The 16544-nt window shown below is 75.0% G+C and carries 11 protein-coding genes and 1 pseudogene; 3 read left to right on the top strand and 9 right to left on the bottom strand.

Annotated features, from left to right (window positions below):
• Positions 1–137: 137 nt before the first annotated feature.
• From GQS09_RS20300 to GQS09_RS20285, 4 genes are all read right to left on the bottom strand, one after another.
• On the bottom strand, positions 138–470 hold the full coding sequence (locus GQS09_RS20300) for a small basic family protein (protein ID WP_165988366.1): 333 nt from the start codon (positions 468–470) through the stop codon (positions 138–140).
• Complete coding sequence (locus GQS09_RS20295) at positions 467–1393, bottom strand: DUF881 domain-containing protein (RefSeq protein ID WP_399552569.1); 927 nt, start codon at positions 1391–1393, stop codon at positions 467–469. The genes GQS09_RS20300 and GQS09_RS20295 overlap by 4 nt, the downstream gene beginning before the upstream one ends.
• Before the next feature lie 116 nt (positions 1394–1509).
• Entirely contained in the window at positions 1510–4005 is a 2496-nt protein-coding gene (locus tag GQS09_RS20290) for a mannose-1-phosphate guanyltransferase (RefSeq protein ID WP_165988364.1), read from the bottom strand.
• Between the two features lie 163 nt (positions 4006–4168).
• Positions 4169–4777 carry a CDP-alcohol phosphatidyltransferase family protein gene (locus tag GQS09_RS20285; RefSeq protein WP_165988362.1) on the bottom strand — a complete coding sequence of 203 codons (609 nt, stop codon included), beginning with the start codon at positions 4775–4777 and terminating at the stop codon, positions 4169–4171.
• A 314-nt stretch (positions 4778–5091) separates the two neighbouring features.
• Here GQS09_RS20285 and GQS09_RS20280 point away from each other — a divergent pair, with 314 nt between their 5' ends.
• Positions 5092–5568: a PTS glucose transporter subunit IIA gene (locus tag GQS09_RS20280; RefSeq protein WP_165988360.1), complete on the top strand. Its 477-nt coding sequence runs from the start codon at positions 5092–5094 to the stop codon at positions 5566–5568.
• 1 nt (position 5569) lies between these two features.
• Positions 5570–7240 carry a phosphoenolpyruvate--protein phosphotransferase gene (gene ptsP, locus GQS09_RS20275; protein WP_165988357.1) on the top strand — a complete coding sequence of 557 codons (1671 nt, stop codon included), beginning with the start codon at positions 5570–5572 and terminating at the stop codon, positions 7238–7240.
• 101 nt (positions 7241–7341) lie between these two features.
• Here the strand turns inward: ptsP and GQS09_RS20270 are convergent, their stop codons facing one another.
• The 4 genes from GQS09_RS20270 to GQS09_RS20255 form a co-directional block, all read right to left on the bottom strand.
• A complete protein-coding gene (locus tag GQS09_RS20270) occupies positions 7342–8172 on the bottom strand; it encodes a hypothetical protein (protein WP_165988355.1) in 831 nt (276 codons plus the stop codon).
• 198 nt (positions 8173–8370) lie between these two features.
• Positions 8371–10422: an acetoacetate--CoA ligase gene (locus GQS09_RS20265; protein WP_165988352.1), complete on the bottom strand. Its 2052-nt coding sequence runs from the start codon at positions 10420–10422 to the stop codon at positions 8371–8373.
• 248 nt (positions 10423–10670) lie between these two features.
• Positions 10671–11057, bottom strand: a complete 387-nt coding sequence (locus GQS09_RS20260; RefSeq protein WP_165988350.1) for a DUF742 domain-containing protein — start codon at positions 11055–11057, stop codon at positions 10671–10673.
• A gap of 96 nt (positions 11058–11153) precedes the next feature.
• Positions 11154–13772, bottom strand: a complete 2619-nt coding sequence (locus GQS09_RS20255; protein ID WP_165988348.1) for a nitrate- and nitrite sensing domain-containing protein — start codon at positions 13770–13772, stop codon at positions 11154–11156.
• 356 nt (positions 13773–14128) lie between these two features.
• Between GQS09_RS20255 and GQS09_RS20250 the strand changes: the two genes are divergently transcribed.
• Positions 14129–14407 (top strand): hypothetical protein, encoded by a 279-nt coding sequence (locus GQS09_RS20250; RefSeq protein WP_313896240.1) that lies wholly within the window; start codon positions 14129–14131, stop codon positions 14405–14407.
• A 35-nt stretch (positions 14408–14442) separates the two neighbouring features.
• On the opposite strand, the pseudogene GQS09_RS20245 reads toward GQS09_RS20250, so the two are convergent.
• Positions 14443–16544, bottom strand: a pseudogene (locus GQS09_RS20245) (hypothetical protein); the annotation flags it as partial.

The following is a 16544-nucleotide window of genomic DNA, read 5'->3' as shown; positions in this document are numbered from 1 at the left end:
GCCCGGGCCGCTCGTGCCGTCACCGGCCGGGCCGGGCGGGGGACCGGCCCGGCCCGCGTCGCCGCGTGCCGGGCGCCCGGGACGGTTCCCGGCCGGCCCGGAGGACTGGGGGGTGGAATCGTTGCTGGTCATCGGCCTCAGGCGTGGAAGATGTGGCGGCGGATGGAAGCCGCGTTGGAGAAGATCCGGATGCCGAACACGACCACGACCCCGGTGGACAGCTGGGCGCCGACGCCCAGCTTGTCGCCCAGGAAGACGATCAGCGCGGCGACCACCACATTGGACAGGAACGACACGACGAAGACCTTGTCGCTGAACTTGCCGTCCAGCCGGGCGCGCAGCGCGCCGAAGACGGCGTCCAGCGCGGCGACCACGGCGATCGGCAGATACGGCTCCACCTCGGTGGGCACCACCGGACGGGTGATGATGCCCACCACTACTCCGAGCACCAGCCCGAGAACGGCGATCACGGTGTGTTTCCTTCTCCTGTCCGCAGGGGTTGGGCGGTCCGCAGGGTGAGCCCGGCCGAGGCCGGCAGCCGCAGTTCCTCCCGGACCGAGGTCTCGACCCGGATGCCGAAGTACTCCCGGAGTTCCTCCAGGGTGAGCAGATCGCTGCTCATGTTCCGCTCGAACTCCTCGAAGGCGTCCCGCAGCGCCGGGCCGTCGCCGATCGCCCGGATCGTGTAGGGCGGCACCAGCGGGCGGTTGTCGACCAGGACGGCCTCGCCGGCGTGCCGGATGGCGGACAGGGCGGTGAGCCGCTGGCCGTTGACGGCGATGGCCTCGGCACCGGAGGCCCACAGGCCGTTCACGATGCGCTGGAGGTCGCGGTCGCGGACCCGGCCGGTGTCGGAGTCGTCGCGCCCGCCGTCCGGCAGCCCCTGGGCGACACTCTCCGCGTCGTCCACCACGATCTCGAGGCCCGGGCCGGTCACGGCGACCGCACCGGCCAGCAGCGCGGTCAGCTCGGCCCGCTCGCCGCCCTCCTCGCGCAGCGCCTCGCGCTCCCGGTCGGCCAGCTCGTCGCGGAGGGCGTCGACCTCCTCCTGGAGCCGTTCCGCCTCGGCGGTGCCGCGCTCGATCCGGTCGGTCAGCTCCCGGCGCTCCTTGGCCACGGCGGGCATGGAGCTGCGGGCCTGGGCCGCGCCCAGGGTGATGACCATGGCGATCAGGAGGGTGCCGGCGATCAGCCAGGGCCGCAGCCGGCCGGTGTCACCGGTGCGGCCCTCGGCCGCCCGGCGGGCCGCCTCCTGTTCGTATCCCTCGTCCAGGGTGTGGTCCATGACCTGGTTGAGCAGCCACATGGAGGCGTCCGGGCGGGCAGCCGCCGCCCGGTCCGGGGCGTGAGCGGCCGGCGGCCGGTCTCCGCGCTGCTGTGGCATGGCGGACATGGTTGCACGGGCACGCGGCTGCGCAAAAAGCGCCCCCGGAGGGCGGGAACGCCTCCCGGGCCGGCGGACGGCCCGGGAGACGCCTCACCCGTCCGGCGGACGGGCCGGGCAGCAGGTCAGCCGGCGGCGGTGTCGATCACCGCGGTCCAGGTGTCCAGCAGTTCGCGGGCGGCGTCGTCGTCCGGCCCCTCGGCCCACAGGTGGGTGACGGCCTCGGCCGGGTCGGGCAGCACCAGCACCCAGCGGCCGTCCGTCTCGACGACCCGCACGCCGTCGGTGGTGTCCACCGAGCGGTCCCCGGCGGCCTCCACCACCCTGCGCATGACCATGCCCTTCACCGCCCACGGGGTGGCGATGTCGCGGCGCTGGAGGTGGGCGCGCGGGATCCGGGCGTCGATCTGGCTGAGCGAGAGCTGGGTGCGGGCCACCAGCCCGACCAGCCGGGCGAAGGCGGCGGCGGCGTCGAAGACGCTGCTGAACTCGGGGACGATGAAGCCGCCGCGGCCGTCGCCGCCGAAGACCGTGCCGTCCTTGAGGGCGACCCGGGTCAGGTCGTCGGGCGAGGTCGTGGTCCACTCCACCTGGGTGCCGTGGTAGGCGGCGACCTGCTCGGCGATGCGGGTGGTGGTGACCGGCAGGGCGACCCGGCCGCTGCGCCGCTCGGCGGCGATCAGGTCCAGCATGACCAGCAGGGCGCGGTGGTCCTCGACGATCCGGCCGCGCTCGTCCACCAGGGAGAGACGTTCGCCCACCGGGTCGAAGCGGACGCCGAAGGCGGCACGGGCGGAGGCCACGATCTCGCCGAGGCGGACCAGGCCGGCCCGGCGTTCCTCCGCGGTCTCGGTGGGGCGGGCCTCGTCCAGGCCGGGGTTGATGGTGAGGGACTCCACCCCGAGGCGGCCGAGCAGGCTGGGCAGCACCAGGCCGGCGCTGCCGTGCGCGGCGTCCACCACGATCTTCAGGCCGGACTCGGCCACGCCCGTGGTGTCCACGGCGCGCATCACCGAGCCGGTGTAGGCGTCGAAGACGCTGGCCGGGAAGGACAGGTCACCGATCTCGCCGGGGAAGGCGCGGCGGTACTCCTGGCGGGCGTAGACCCGGTCCAGCTTGCGCTGGGCGGCCTGGGAGAGGTCGGCGCCGCGCTCGTCCAGGAAGAGGATGTCCAGCGAGTCGGGGCGGCCGGGGCTGGTGCGGATCATGATGCCGCCGGCGCTGCCCCGGGCGGTCTGCTGGCGGGCCACCGGGAGCGGGACGTTCTCCAGGTCGCGGACGTCGATGGCGCTGGCCTGGAGGGCGGAGATCACGGCCCGTTTCAGGGCCCGGGCGCCCCGGGAGTGGTCCCGGGCGGTGGTGACGGTGGAGCCCTTCTTCAGGGTGGTGGCGTAGGCGCTGGCCAGCCGCACCGCCAGTTCCGGGGTGATCTCGACGTTCATGATCCCGGAGACGCCGCGGGCGCCGAAGAGATTGGCCTGGCCGCGGGACTCCCAGATCACCGAGGTGGAGACGAAGGCGCCGGCCTCGACGGTCTTGAAGGGGTAGACCCGCACATTGCCCTGAACAATCGATTCTTCACCGATCAGGCACTCGTCCCCGATGACCGCGCCGTCCTCGATCCGGGCCGCCCGCATGACATCGGTGTTCTTGCCGATCACACAGCCGCGCAGGTTGGTCTGCGGGCCGATGTAGACGTTGTCGTGGACCACCGCCTTGTGCAGGAAGGCGTCCGACTTGACCACCACGTTGGAGCCGACCACGGTGTGCTCGCGGATCTCGGCGCCGGCCTCCACCTTGGCGTAGTCGCCGATGTAGAGCGGGCCGCGGAGCTTGGCGTCGGGGTGCACCTCGGCGCCCTCGGCGACCCAGACGCCGGGCGAGATCTCGAAGCCGTCGAGATCGGCCCTGACCCGGCCCTCCAGCACGTCCGCCTGGGCCTTGACATAGCTCTCGTGGGTGCCGACGTCCTCCCAGTAGCCCTCGGCGATGTAGCCGTAGATCGGGCGCCCCTCCTTGAGCAGGCGGGGGAAGACGTCCCCGGACCAGTCCACGGAGACGTCGGCCTCCACGTAATCGAAGACCTCCGGCTCCATGACGTAGATGCCGGTGTTGACGGTGTCGGAGAAGACCTGGCCCCAGGTCGGCTTCTCCAGGAAACGCTCCACCTTGCCCTCGTCGTCGACGATGGTGATGCCGAACTCCAGCGGGTTGGGCACCCGGGTGAGGCAGACGGTGACCAGGGCGCCCTTCTCGCGGTGGTAGCGGATGAGGTCGGTGAGGTCGAAGTCGGTGAGCGCGTCACCGGAGATGACGAGGAAGGAGTCGTCCTTGAGCGCCTCCTCGGCGTTCTTCACGCTGCCCGCGGTGCCGAGGGGCTTCTCCTCGTGGGCGTAGCTCAGTTCCATGCCGAGTTCCTCGCCGTCCCCGAAGTAGTTCTTCACCAGGGAGGCGAGGAACTGTACGGTGACCACGGTCTCGGTCAGCCCGTGCTGCTTGAGCAGCCTCAGGACGTGTTCCATGATCGGGCGGTTGGCGACCGGCAGCAGCGGTTTGGGCATGCTCGCGGTCATCGGCCGGAGCCTGGTGCCTTCTCCGCCCGCCATCACGACGGCCTTCATATCGGAAGTCTCCTCCTCCAAGAGTCGACAGTCATGCCGGCCGCGCCCGTCCGGAGGCCGATGCCCGGATGCCCGGGGTTCCTCCGGCAGTCGTGGCGACGTCGTCCCCGGGGAGGGGCTCGATGCGGGTCCTTCGGTCCCGTGCCGTCCCGGCGGGGCGGGTTCAGCCGGCCGTGGCGGCCGCCTTCAGCAGTCGGCGGACCTGGACGACGTAGAGCATCCCTGCCCACCAGTACAACGCTGTACCCCACCAGGCGAACGCCCATCCGAACATAGCAGCCAGTGACGACACCCAGCCACTTCCGTCACTGAGCAGCAGCAGCGGGAACGCGTACATCAGACAGGACGTCGCGGCCTTGCCGAGGAAGTTGACCTGCGGCGGTGCATAGCCGTGCCGGTCCAGCACCCAGACCGCGACCAGCAGCATCAGTTCCCGGGCGAGCAGCAGGGCGGCCAGCCAGAGCGGGACGATCTCGCGCCAGGTGAGGCCGATGAGGGTGGCGAGAATGTAGAGCCGGTCGGCGGCCGGGTCCAGCACCCGGCCCAGCGCGCTGATCTGGTTCCAGCGGCGGGCGAGCTTGCCGTCCAGGTAGTCGCTGACGCCGCTGAAGGCGAGCACCGCCAGTGCCCAGCCGTCGTAGTCCGGGCCGTCGAAGACCGGGGACAGGATCAGCCAGAGGAAGACCGGCACACCCGCCAGCCGGGCCATGCTGAGCAGGTTGGGGACGGTGAGCACCCGGTCGGTCTGAATGCGTGTCTCCTGGACCTCCACCGGCGGAGCCCTCCCGTGCGTACCCGTTGTGCGGCCGTGGATCCGGCGGGCCGGACCGCCGCGGGCCGCCGGCGCCGCCTCGACCCTACCGGCCCGGGCGGCGGCACCGCGCGGCGGGGCGCGCCGGACACCGCCGGGACCGCCGCACGGGCCGCGGCGCGCAATGCCGCATCACCCTGGCATAGTCTCAAAACCGGGCAGAACCGGCCCGAGGACTTGACCTCGCACCAGGTCTAGACCTATACCCGGACCGACAGACAGCAGCAGAGGCGGCCCTCCCGGCGCCGCCGCGCCCCGGAGAGGCCAGGCCAGCCATGACCACTGTTTCGTCACCCGTGAGCGGGCGGGCCGTCGGCCTCGCCGAGGTGCCCGATCCGGTGTTCTCCGGGGCCATGGTGGGCCCGGGAACGGCCGTCGACCCGGTGCGCGAGCCCGCCGCCGCGGTGGCCCCGGTGGACGGGACGATCGTCTCCCTGCATCCGCACGCCTTCGTGGTGCTGGACGACCGGGGGCACGGCGTGCTCACCCATCTGGGCATCGACACCGTGCAGCTCGCCGGCGAGGGTTTCGAGGTGCTCGTCGCCAAGGGCGACACCGTGGTGCGCGGCCAGCCGGTGGTCAGGTGGGACCCGGCCGCGGTGGAGGCGGCCGGGCGGTCCCCGGTCTGCCCGGTGGTGGCCCTGGAGGCCGGCGCCGGTGAGCTGTCCGGGCTGGCCGACGGGCGCGAGGTGCGGGCCGGGGACACACTGTTCCACTGGACCTCCACTGGAACCGAGTCCGGAGACGCGTGAGATGGACGCAAAGCTGCGAGGGGTCGGGGTGAGCCACGGAGTGGCCATCGGCGAGGTGCGGCACATGGGCACCGCGCTGCTGGAGCCCCCGGCCCGGCAGATCGCTCCCGAGGACGCGCCGCGCGAGCAGGCACGGGCCCGGCGGGCCGCCGAGGCGGTGGCCGCCGACCTGGTCGCCCGGGGCAATCTGGCCGGCGGCGAGGCCCAGGCCGTGCTGGAGGCCCAGGCGCTGATGGCGCAGGACCCGGAGCTGATGGCGGACATCGAACGGCGGATCGCGGTGGGCTCCACGGCGGAGCGGGCCGCGTACGACGCCTTCGCCTCGTACCGGGCGCTGCTGGCGGGCGCGGGCGAGTACCTGGCGGGCCGGGTGGCCGACCTGGACGACGTGCGCAACCGGATGGTGGCCCGGCTGCTCGGGGTGCCGATGCCCGGGGTGCCGGACAGCGACGAACCGTTCGTGCTGCTGGCCCGCGATCTGGCCCCGGCCGACACCGCGCTGCTCGACCCCACGCTGGTGCTGGGCTTCGTCACCGAGGAGGGCGGCCCGACCAGCCACAGCGCGATCCTGGCACGGGCCCTGGGCGTGCCCGCGGTGGTGGCGCTGCCCGGCGCGGTGGAGCTGCCCGAGGGCACGCTGGTGGCGGTGGACGGCAGCACCGGCGAGGTGGTGGTCAATCCGGACGCCGCGGAGCGGGCCGCACTCGCCCGGGCCGCCGAGGAACGGCGGGCGGCGCTGGCCGCGTCGGCCGGGCCCGGGGCCACCTCGGACGGGCACAAGATCCCGCTGCTGGCCAACATCGGCGGCCCCGCCGATGTGCCGGCGGCGCTGGAGGCGGGCGCCGAGGGCGTGGGGCTGTTCCGCACGGAGTTCCTCTTCCTGGAGAGCGACGGGCGGCCGCCGTCGGAGGACGTGCAGGCCGAGGTGTACCGGCAGGTGCTCCACGCGTTCCCGGAGGGCCGGGTGGTGGTGCGGGTGCTGGACGCCGGGGCGGACAAGCCGCTGGCCTTCCTCACCGCGGCCGACGAGCCGAATCCGGCGCTGGGCGTCCGCGGGCTGCGCGCCCTGCTGGACCATCCCGGGGTGCTGCTGACCCAGCTGCGGGCGCTGGCCAGGGCGGCCGAGGGGCTGCCGGTCTACCTGGAGGTGATGGCCCCGATGGTGGCCGACCGGGCGGACGCCCGGGCCTTCGCCGACGCCTGCCGGGAGGCCGGTCTGCAGGCCAAGGCCGGTGCGATGGTGGAGATCCCGTCCGCCGCGCTGCGCGCCCGGGCGGTGCTCCAGGAGGTGGAGTTCCTCTCGCTGGGCACCAACGACCTGGCGCAGTACACCTTTGCGGCCGACCGGCAGGTCGGTGCCGTCTCCCGGCTCCAGGACCCGTGGCAGCCGGCCCTGCTGGACCTGGTGGCCCTGGCCGCCGAGGCGGCCAAGGCCGAGGGCAAGAGCTGCGGGGTGTGCGGCGAGGCGGCCGCCGATCCGCTGCTGGCCTGCGTGCTCACCGGCCTGGGCGTGACCAGCCTGTCCATGGCCGCCTCGGCGCTGCCCTACGTGCGGTCCGCGCTGGCCAAGCACACGCTGGCGCAGTGCGAACGCGCGGCCGCCGCCGCCCGCGCCGCCGACACCGCCGAGGAGGCCCGCACCGCGGCGCACTCGGTGCTCAGCGGCGAATAGCCCCGCGGTGGCCCGCCGCGGGCCGCGCCGCGAACCGCCGCCCCGGCTCCCCCGGCACCCCACCGGCCACCGGTCCGAGGGTGCCGGGCGGAGGCGCGCGGTCAGGGCCCGGGGCACGGAGGCGGCGGAGGCAGTGACGGTGCGGTCCGGTAGGCGACACCGGACTCGGGCGGCAAGGGTTCGCCGGTGTGCGGGTCGGTGCAGTAGGCGGCGAAGATCTCCGCCTCGGCGAGCGGGCGCAGCCAGCCGTCCTCGGTGGCCCAGCCGAGCACGGTCTCGCCCGGACCGGCCTGGCGCAGCACCAGCCCGCCGGGGCGGCCGGTGGCCAGGGCCACGGCCAGCACCATGGACAGCAGCATGGTGTCCGGCTCGGGCAGGGCGGTGCCGCCGGCCGCGTCCCGCTCGGCGTGCAGCGCGGCGCTCACCGGGCCCGCGTCACCGATCACGGTGCAGACCAGGTGGTGCACTCCGGGCCCGGTGCCCTCCAGCACCGCGGCCAGCCCGGCCGCGGCCCGCCGCACTCCGCACTCGGCGTGCGGGGTGCCGCATCCCGGGCAGCTCCCGGCGCCCAGCAGCAACTCCCGGCACTGGCTCCAGAGCTGCTGCCGGTCGCGGACGGCCAGCAGTTCGGGAAGCAGCACGGAGAGCGGCTGCCCCCGGTAGCGCACCGCCGGGCCCGCCGTGGCGATCTCCCCGGTGTACCGGGCGCGGCTGGCGGCCCGGTCCGGGTTCAGCTCGCGCAGCGCGCAGAACTCGGCGTACTCCTCGGGATCGAACAGCGCCACCTGGGTGTAGCCGCCGTCCCGGGACAGGCGCCGCAGATGGCGCTCCAGCCGCCGCAGATAGCCGGCATGGCTCTCGTGCCGGAAGGCGGCGTACCGGTGCATCAGTGCAAAACTCGCCCGGTCGGCGAGGACCGCCACGGTGCGCACGGTCTCCCGGGCGAAATCCCGGGTGGACCCCCGGGCTGACCCCCGGGCGGACCCCCGGGCGGAATCGTGGCCGGACCTGGCAGGGTGCGTGGGACCGGCGGGCTTGCGGGTGCGCGGCATCGGAATCCCCCCGTTGCTCAGTGAGTACCTTCGCTCACCGAGAGTAGGGGTTCGGTCTGACAGGCGCGGCCGGAACCGTCAGCCGTCACCCCCGGCGGTACGGCGCTCGGCGGCCAGGCGGGCGAAGAACGCGAGCAGTCCGGCGTCGTCCACCGACCCCGGGTTCACCGCCTTCTCCAGCGGCACACCCTGGAAGATCCGCTTCACCGGCACCTCGATCCGCTTCCCGGTCAGGGTGTGCGGCACGGCCGGGATCTCGATGATCTCGTCCGGCACATGGCGCGGCGAGAGCTCCCGGCGCAGGGTCCGCCGGATGCGCTCGCGCAGCGCGTCGTCCAGGACCGCGCCCGGGGCCGGCGCCACGAAGAGCGGCATCCAGTAGCCGCCGTCCGGCTGCTCCACCCCGATGACCAGGGACTCCCGGACCTCCGGCAGCCGTTCCACCGCCTCGTAGATGTCCGCCGAGCCCATCCGCACGCCCTGCCGGTTGAGAGTGGAGTCGGAGCGGCCGTGGATGACGACGGTGCCCCGGGAGGTGACCGTGGTCCAGTCGCCGTGCCGCCACACGCCCGGGAACATGTCGAAGTAGCTGTCCCGGTAACGGCTGCCGTCCGGGTCGTTCCAGAACCGCACCGGCATGGACGGCATCGGGTTGGTCACCACCAGCTCGCCCACCTCGTCGGTCAGCGGCCTGCCGTGCGGGTCCCAGGCCTGCAGACCGGTCCCCAGGCAGGGGGCCTGGAGCTCTCCGGTGTACACCGGAAGGGTGGGCACCGCACCGGCGAAACAGCTGCACACGTCGGTGCCGCCGCTGACCGAGGCGATCCACAGGCCGGCCGCCACCTCGTCGTGCAGCCAGCGGAAGCCGTCCGGCGGCAGCGGCGAGCCGGTGGTGGCCACACACCGGGTGGCGGACAGGTCGTGGTCCCGGGCCGGGTGCACGCCCGCCTTGACGCAGGCCATCACATAGGCCGCCGAGGTGCCGTAGAGGGTGGCCCGGGTGCGCTCGGCCACCAGCCACTGGGCGCCGGTGGAGGGATGGCCGGGGCTGCCGTCGTAGAGCACCACGGTGGCGCCCACCAGCAGGCCGGAGACCAGGAAGTTCCACATCATCCAGCCGGTGGAGGTGTACCAGAAGATCCGGTCGCCGGTGCCCAGGTCGCAGTGCAGGCCGAGCTGCTTGAGGTGCTCGACCAGGATGCCGCCCTGGGACTGCACGATCGCCTTGGGCAGCCCGGTGGTGCCGGAGGAGTACAGCACCCACAGCGGGTGGTCGAAGGGCACCGGGGTGTACTCGGGGCCGGCCTCCCCGGCGGTCAGCGCGTCCCACTCCAGGGCGCCCACGGGCGCCGGGGTGCCCAGCAGCGGGATGTGCACCACGGCGCGCAGCGTGGGCAGGCCGTCGCGCAGTTCGGCGACGGTGGCGGCGCGGTCGTGCTCCTTGCCGCCGTACCGGTAGCCGTCCACGGTGAACAGCACCACGGGCTCGGTCTGCTGGAAGCGGTCCAGCACGCTGCGGGCTCCGAAGTCCGGGGCGCAGGAGGTCCACACCGCGCCGACCGCGGCGGTGGCCAGCAGCGCGGTCACCGCCTCCGGGATGTTGGGCAGGTAGCCGGCCACCCGGTCGCCGGGGCCGACGCCGAGCCGCCGCAGCGAGGCGGCCAGGGCGGCGACCCGGCGGCGCAGCTCGGCCCAGCTCACCGGCTCGGGCTGGTGGCGCTCGTCCACCCGGAGCAGGGCGGGGCGGCCGGCCAGCGCGGGGTCGTCGGCGGCGCGCAGCGCGTGCTCGGCGTAGTTCAGGGTGGCCCCCGGGAACCACTGGGCGCCGGGCATCGTGCGGCCGGCGAGCACGGTCCGCGCGGGGGTCGCGAAGGAGACGTCGAACCACTCGGTGACCGCCTGCCAGAAGGCGTCCAGCTCCGTGACCGACCAGCGGTGCAGTGCGGCGTAACTGCCCTCCGGGTCGCCGGGCAGCGGCCGGGGGGCGCCGTGCCGTTCGGCGGCCCAGTGGTGGAAGCGGGTGAGCCGGGCCTGTTCGACGCGTTCCGGGCCGGGCCGCCACAGCGGTTCCGGCGCCGGGCCGGAGGCCGGGTCCGGGGCTGCGGGCGGGTCGGAGGGGGCGGTCGTCATGGCGGCTCCTGTTCCGGCTGGTATGTGCAGCAGGACCCTGCCACGCGGCCGGGGACCGCGCCAGGGGTGGCCCGCCCATATTCCCGGCCCGCCACACGTGTGGGCGGCACACCGCGCCGACCCGGCGCGGCACGCCCCGGCTCCCGGGCGCATGTGCGGCGCCGCCGTCCGCCTCCCTCCCGGTACCGGCCGCCGACCGCGCGGGCCGGGGGCGGGCGGGCCGGCGCGGGGCGGGCACGGGCTGAGGGCTAGAGCGTGCGGAGGCCGTCCAGGACGCTCTGCAGGGTCTCGTCGGGCAGCGAGGCAACCGGGTGGGTCACCCTGACCAGCCGGGCCTCCAGCAGGTCGCTGATCAGCACCCGGACCACCCCGAGCGGCAGGTCGAGCCCGCTGGCCAGTTCGGCCACCGACTCGGAGGTGCGGCGGCAGCGGCGCAGGATCTCGGCGTGCTCGGGGGCCAGGGTCTGGCCGTCGGCCAGCACCGGGTCCCCGGCGTGGCGCCCGGGCGCCACATCGGCGGTGACCAGGGCGATGAGATCGAGGTGCGTGCCGGAGGAGGCCCGGGTGCGGCCGCGCGTCATGGCGTACGGGCGGACGACCGGTCCGGCCTCCTCGTCAAACCAGCCGAGCGACATGGTGGCCGCCTGGTCGGCTCCGCCCGGGCGCGGGGCCGGTGACGCGGGTGGGCTGCGGGCCGGCGGCCGGACGGGCCGGGGCGGCGACGGGCGGTCTCATGGTCGCTCGTCCTCGGTTCCGGGGCCGGCCTCGTCGCCCTCGGTGCCGCCCGGTGCGGGACGGGGTGTGCGGCGCTCCGCCTGGGCCCGGCCGCGCTGCGAACCGCGCTGGAAGGAGGCCAGCCGCAGCCGGACCACCTCGGCGTCCGGCTCCGGGGAGCCGGATCCGGGCCGCGGGCCGGGCGGCGGGGCGTCGGAGCCGGACGGGTGCTCGGCGGCGTGGTCCCGGCCGGTGCGGCGCAGCGGGCCCGGTCCGGCGCCGGGCACGCGGCGCGGCAGGCCGCTGCTGGTGCTGGGCGGTTCCGCGGCGTCACCGCCGGGCGGCGACGCGGGGGACGGCCCGGAGGACGGGTGGGGGGAGTCGGCGGAACGGCGGGAGGACGGACGGGCGTCGGGGATGTCAGGCATGTCGGGGTACTCCGGGATGTCGCGGTCCGCGCGCCGGGCCGGAATGTCCCATCCGTCCCGTCCGCGGTTGACGAACCTGCCGTGGTCGGCGACGAGCACGGGCGCGTGGGGCCGCTGCGGCAGCGGGACGGCCGGCGGCGGCTCGTCGAGCGCCGCATGCTGCACACTGTCGTCGAAGGAGGGGCCGGCGGGCGCGGGGCGGTCCTCCCGGCTCAGCCGCTGCGGCAGCCGGACCGGGGCCTCCAGCTCCACGGGCCCGTCCACCGGGCCGTTGAGCAGGGTCGGGGGTGCGGGCCGCTCGGGCAGCGGGCCGTGTGTCGACGCGCCCTCCGGGACCTCGCTGAGCAGGGCCTGCGGCAGCAGCACCACGGCGGTGGTGCCGCCGTAGGGCGATTCGCGCAGCGAGACCCGCACATCGTGGCGGCGGGCCAGCCGGGCGACCACGAACAGGCCCAGGCGGGTGGTGTCGGTGATGTCGAACTCGGGGTTCTCGGCGAGCCGCCGGTTGGCCTCCGCCTCGGCCTCGGCGGTCATGCCCAGCCCCCGGTCGTGGATCTCCAGCGAGAAGCCGTTGGGCACGTCCTCCCCGGTGACCTGGACCGCGGTGTGCGGCGGCGAGAACACGGTGGCGTTCTCCAGGAGTTCGGCGATCAGGTGGGTGAGGTCGGCGACGGCCCTGCCGTCCACCGCGAGCCGGGGCAGCTTGCGCACCTCGACCCGTTCGTAGTCCTCCACCTCCGCGACCGCGCCGCGCACCACGTCCATCAGCTGGACCGGGTTGCGCCACTGCCGGGCCGGGCCGGCGCCGGAGAGAATCATCAGGCCCTCGGCATGGCGCCGCATCCTGGTGGTGAGGTGGTCGATCCGGAACAGGTCGGCGAGTTCGTCGGCGTCGTCGGTGCGGCGCTCCATGGCGTCCAGCAGGCTGAGCTGCTTGTGCAGCAGCACCTGGCTGCGCCGGGCGAGGTTGACGAAGACGTCGGAGACGCCGCGGCGCATCTCGGCCTGTTTGACCGCGGCCTCCACCGCGGCCCGCTGCAGGGTGCCGAGCGCCTGCCCGACCTGGCCGACCTCGTCCTTGCCGTACTCCAGCAGCGGGGCCTCGGTGTCGGCGTCGACCCGTTCGCCCTCGGCGAGCCGGCGCATCACGCCGGGCAGCCGGACCTCGGCGGCCTCCCTGGCCTGGGTCCACAGCGTGCGCAGATCGCGGATCAGGCCGCGGCCGATCCGCCAGGACACGGTGACCGAGATCAGCACGGCGAGCAGGCCCAGGATGGCGGCGGCCCCGGCCCGGACCAGCACGGCGCGGGCGGCCGGGCCGACGCGGTCCTGGTAGTTCCCGCCCGCGGTGGCGGCCAGGGCCCGCAGCTCCTGAAGGGCGGCGCGGTTGGTCTCCTCCCACTCGCCCGGCTGCACGCCGGCCACGCCCTCGGCGACCACCTGCTCCTCCAGGCCGGTGAGCCGCACGCCCTGGCCGCCCTGCCAGAAACGGATGTGCGCCTGCCGGTCGGTGTCCGGCAGGTCCGGGAGGTAGAGGGCGTAGGACAGTTCGCGCTCGGCGATGCGCTCGGTGAGCGCACGGCGCTCGTCCTCGGCCATGGCCGGCCCGGCGGCGAGCGCGCCGGCCACCAGGGCGTCGGCCCGGGACAGGTGCTCGGCCCCCTGGCCGAGGCCCACCACGGCCCGGCCGTGCCGGTCGAGCCCCACGTTGTCCACCAGGAACAGCGAGGCCTGGAAGCGCAGGCCCTGGTCGGTGATGCCCCGGTACTCGTCCAGGGCGCCGTTGCGGGTGATGGTGTGGGTGGCGACCTGATCGCGGATCACGGAGATCCGGCCGAGCTGCTCCAGCAGCAGGTCCAGGTTCTGCCGGCCGTCGGCGGGCAGGTCGTCCCGGGTGCCGGCCGCGGCGTTGCGGCGCAGTTCGGAGACGGCGGCGTCGGTGGCCCGCTGGCTCTCGGTCAGCGCGGAATCGGGACTGCGCGGATCGGCGAGGTAGACCACGGCCTGCCGGCGCTCCTCCTGGACGGCCTGCACCACGGCCTCGGCAGGCTTGCCGAGCCTGTCGAACACGGTGGAGACGGCGAGCAGTTGCCGTGCCTCCTGCACGGTGATGGCGGTCGCGAAGGCCCAGATCGACACCAGGGCGAGCAGCGGCACCAGCAGCAGTGCCATGATCTTCCGCCGGATCGACGTTCCGCGAGAGCGCATGCCCTCCCCTGTTTCCGCCCGGGCGCAGGGAGTTCAGCGGACCGCTGCCCCTGCCGCACCGGGGCCCCGGTGTAAGTGACCAGTCTTCTGTGAAGCTCTGAGGCTGTTGTGCATCGGACGGTGAGGTGTCGACCGCACATGGTGTCCGAGCGCCTCATCCTGGTCCGTACGGTGCCGGGTACGCAAGCCGTCCTACCATGGGAAGGGCGGACAAAACCGCGCACGCCACCGAGAGAGCGCCACCATAACGTCGTCATAACGTCGCCGTCGTCGCGTCGATGCGGGTCGTTGGCCGGACGACGGCGACGATGCCCATCGGCTTGTCATGTGGACAGTGGACAGGGGAGCGAGAGCGGGTGTACGCGAAGCCCCGGATGCCCGATCCGGTGCGGGCGGCCGCCGTTCGGGCGGTCATTGTGATTGCGCTGACGCTGACTCAGCTTGTCGCGGTGCTGCTGTGCGCGCTGGCCGGGTCCTGGCTGGTTCTTCCGCTGCTGCTGTCCACCCTCGCCAATGCGGTGGTGGCCACCTGGGCGGTGCTGGACATCTGGGTGACCCGGCAGGCGTGGCTGCAGCGGCACGGGGTGGTGTCGCTGCCGAGTTCGGCCGCGCGCGGCCGCCGTGGCGCCGTCTGACCGGGCATGCGCCCGGCGCGGAATCCGGCGCGGGGTCATGGCTGCTGCGCGGCCGCGCGGTCGGAGAGCGGACGGCGGTACATCCGGGTTGCGGTGATCTCGCCGTGCGCCGGCTCGGAGCCGCCGCGCCGCCGGGGCAGTCCGGGGCGCAGATGCTCCTCGACCCGGATGTACTTCAGGCCGGCGCGCAGATCGGCGTCGTTGCGCAACCGGATCACCAGGGGGAACTCGGCGAGCGCGGTGGTGTCGAACAGGCCCGTGGTGTAGAGCAGTTGCACGCCCAGGGCATCGGCGACGGCCCGCTGGAGCTCCAGCAGGTAGGTGGCGTTGGCCCGGCCGATGGGATTGTCCAGGAACAGGGTGCCGGCGTGCCGGTGCTTGTCCCGGCCGCGGTCGTTGCCGCGCAGCGCGGCCATGGTGCAGTAGAGCGCGATGGCGGCGGTGAGGAGCTGGCCGCCGGAGAAGACGTCGCCCATCTGGCCGACCGGGACGCGCTCCGCCCGCAGCACCGCGTCGGGCTTGAGGATCTCCACGGCGACGCCGCGCGGGCCGAGGGCCGCGTGCACGCCGCGCAGCAGCAGGGACATGCCGTCCCGGCGGAGGTCGGAGTTCTTGCGGACGGCGGCCCGGGTGGTCTCGTCGATCACCTCGCCGAGGCGTTCGGTGAGGGTGGCCGGATCGGGGTCCTCGAAGCGGATGCGCAGGAACTCCTGGCCGGACCACTCCCCCAGGCCCTCGGGCAGCCGGGAGAGCCGCTGGGCAAGCCGCAGGGTGACCAGGGCGGATTCGGTGAGGCCGCGCAGCCGGTCCACGATGCCCGCCCGGTTGCGCTCCAGCTGGCCGAGTTCGTCGCCGAGCACCCGCAGCCGGGGGGCGAAGGCCTCGGCCCAGGCGGCGGCGTGATCCGGCAGGGCGGCGGCGGGCAGTTCGCGGATCTGCTGCCGGGCCGGGGTGCGCACCTGTTCGTAGCGCGCGGCATTGGCGTGCCGGACGAGCCGGTCGGCGGCGTCCCGCACGGCGGCCTCGGCGGCGGCCAGGTCGGCCGCGCAGCCGCGCAGCGAGCGGCGGGATTCGGCGGCGGCGCGCCGGGCGTCCTCGGGGCCGCCGGGGTAGGGCTCGGCCGCGCCCTCGGCGGCCGCCTCCTCGGCGCCGCCGTGCGGATCGCGCAGCAGGTCGCGAAGCTGGGCGGCGGCCTCGGCGAACTCCTCGGCGGCGCGCTCGGCCTGCCGGTGGTCGCGCAGCAGCTCCTCGTGGGCCTCCCGGGCGGCGGCCAGCTCCTCGCCGCGGGCGGCATGTTCGGCGGTGGCCGTGCGCAGCAGCTCGCGGGCGTGGGCGGCGTCCCCGGGCTCGAGCTCACCGGGCAGCTCGGCGTGGGCGCCGCCCTCGGCGGGGGCGAGCCGCTCGGCCTCGCCGCGCAGCCGGCCGAGCTGCTCGCTGGCCGCGGAGGCGCGGGACTCCAGCAGGTGCACCTGGGCCTCGGCGCGGGCCGCGGCGGCGGCGCGGGAGGGGCCGTCGGCGCCCTCGGCGCCGGTGAGGAGCTGGGCGGCGCGGGCCCGGACCCGGGCGGGGAGCCGGTCCAGGGCGGCCTGGGCGGCGCTCTGGTCCGCCTCTGCCCGGGCCTGCTCGGCGCGCAGGTCGGCACCGACACCGGCCTTCTCGTACAGCCGGGCGGCGGAGCGGTAGGCCTCCCGCAGCGCGGGCAGCGGCTCGGCGGGGAGGGCGCCGTCCGCCTCCGCGCCGGGTTCTCCCGGCTCGCCGCCGGGTTCCGCAGCGGGTTCCGCGCCGGGGACGTCCTCCTCCGGGGCGCCGCTGATCTCGGCGCGCTCGGCGCGCAGGGCCCGGGCGGTGCGGCGGCTGTCGTCGGCGGCCCGTTCCGCGGCGCGGCGGTCCTCGTCCGCGGCGCGGGCACGGTCCAGCAGTTCGGCGGCGCGGGCCTCGGCCTCGGCGGCCTCCTCGGCCAGTTCCCGCAGCCGGCTCTGCCAGCGGGGGCGGTCGCGCAACCGGGAGGCGAGCCCGGCCAGGGCGTCGGCCGAGCGGCGGGCGCGCTGCGCGGCCTCCTGACGCTCCTCCATGGTGCGGGCGGCCTCGGCGGCGACCTGCTCGGCGTCGTCCCGGGCCGCGGCGGCGTCGGTGAGGT

This window comes from Streptomyces sp. YIM 98790 (assembly GCF_011421595.1).
Classification (GTDB): domain Bacteria; phylum Actinomycetota; class Actinomycetes; order Streptomycetales; family Streptomycetaceae; genus Streptomyces.
The sequence above is the reverse complement of the archived record's forward strand: the minus strand, read 5'-3'. Positions and strand labels throughout refer to the sequence as shown.

Excerpts from the sequence above, each read along its gene's own strand:
- ptsP (WP_165988357.1), top strand. The coding sequence starts at position 5,570 with ATGGACGCAAAGCTGCGAGGGGTCGGGGTGAGCCACGGAGTGGCCATC.
- GQS09_RS20295 (WP_399552569.1), bottom strand. The coding sequence starts at position 1,393 with ATGTCCGCCATGCCACAGCAGCGCGGAGACCGGCCGCCGGCCGCTCAC.
- GQS09_RS20265 (WP_165988352.1), bottom strand. The coding sequence starts at position 10,422 with ATGACGACCGCCCCCTCCGACCCGCCCGCAGCCCCGGACCCGGCCTCC.
- GQS09_RS20255 (WP_165988348.1), bottom strand. The coding sequence starts at position 13,772 with ATGCGCTCTCGCGGAACGTCGATCCGGCGGAAGATCATGGCACTGCTG.
- GQS09_RS20260 (WP_165988350.1), bottom strand. The coding sequence starts at position 11,057 with ATGTCGCTCGGCTGGTTTGACGAGGAGGCCGGACCGGTCGTCCGCCCG.
- GQS09_RS20290 (WP_165988364.1), bottom strand. The coding sequence starts at position 4,005 with ATGAAGGCCGTCGTGATGGCGGGCGGAGAAGGCACCAGGCTCCGGCCG.
- GQS09_RS20280 (WP_165988360.1), top strand. The coding sequence starts at position 5,092 with ATGACCACTGTTTCGTCACCCGTGAGCGGGCGGGCCGTCGGCCTCGCC.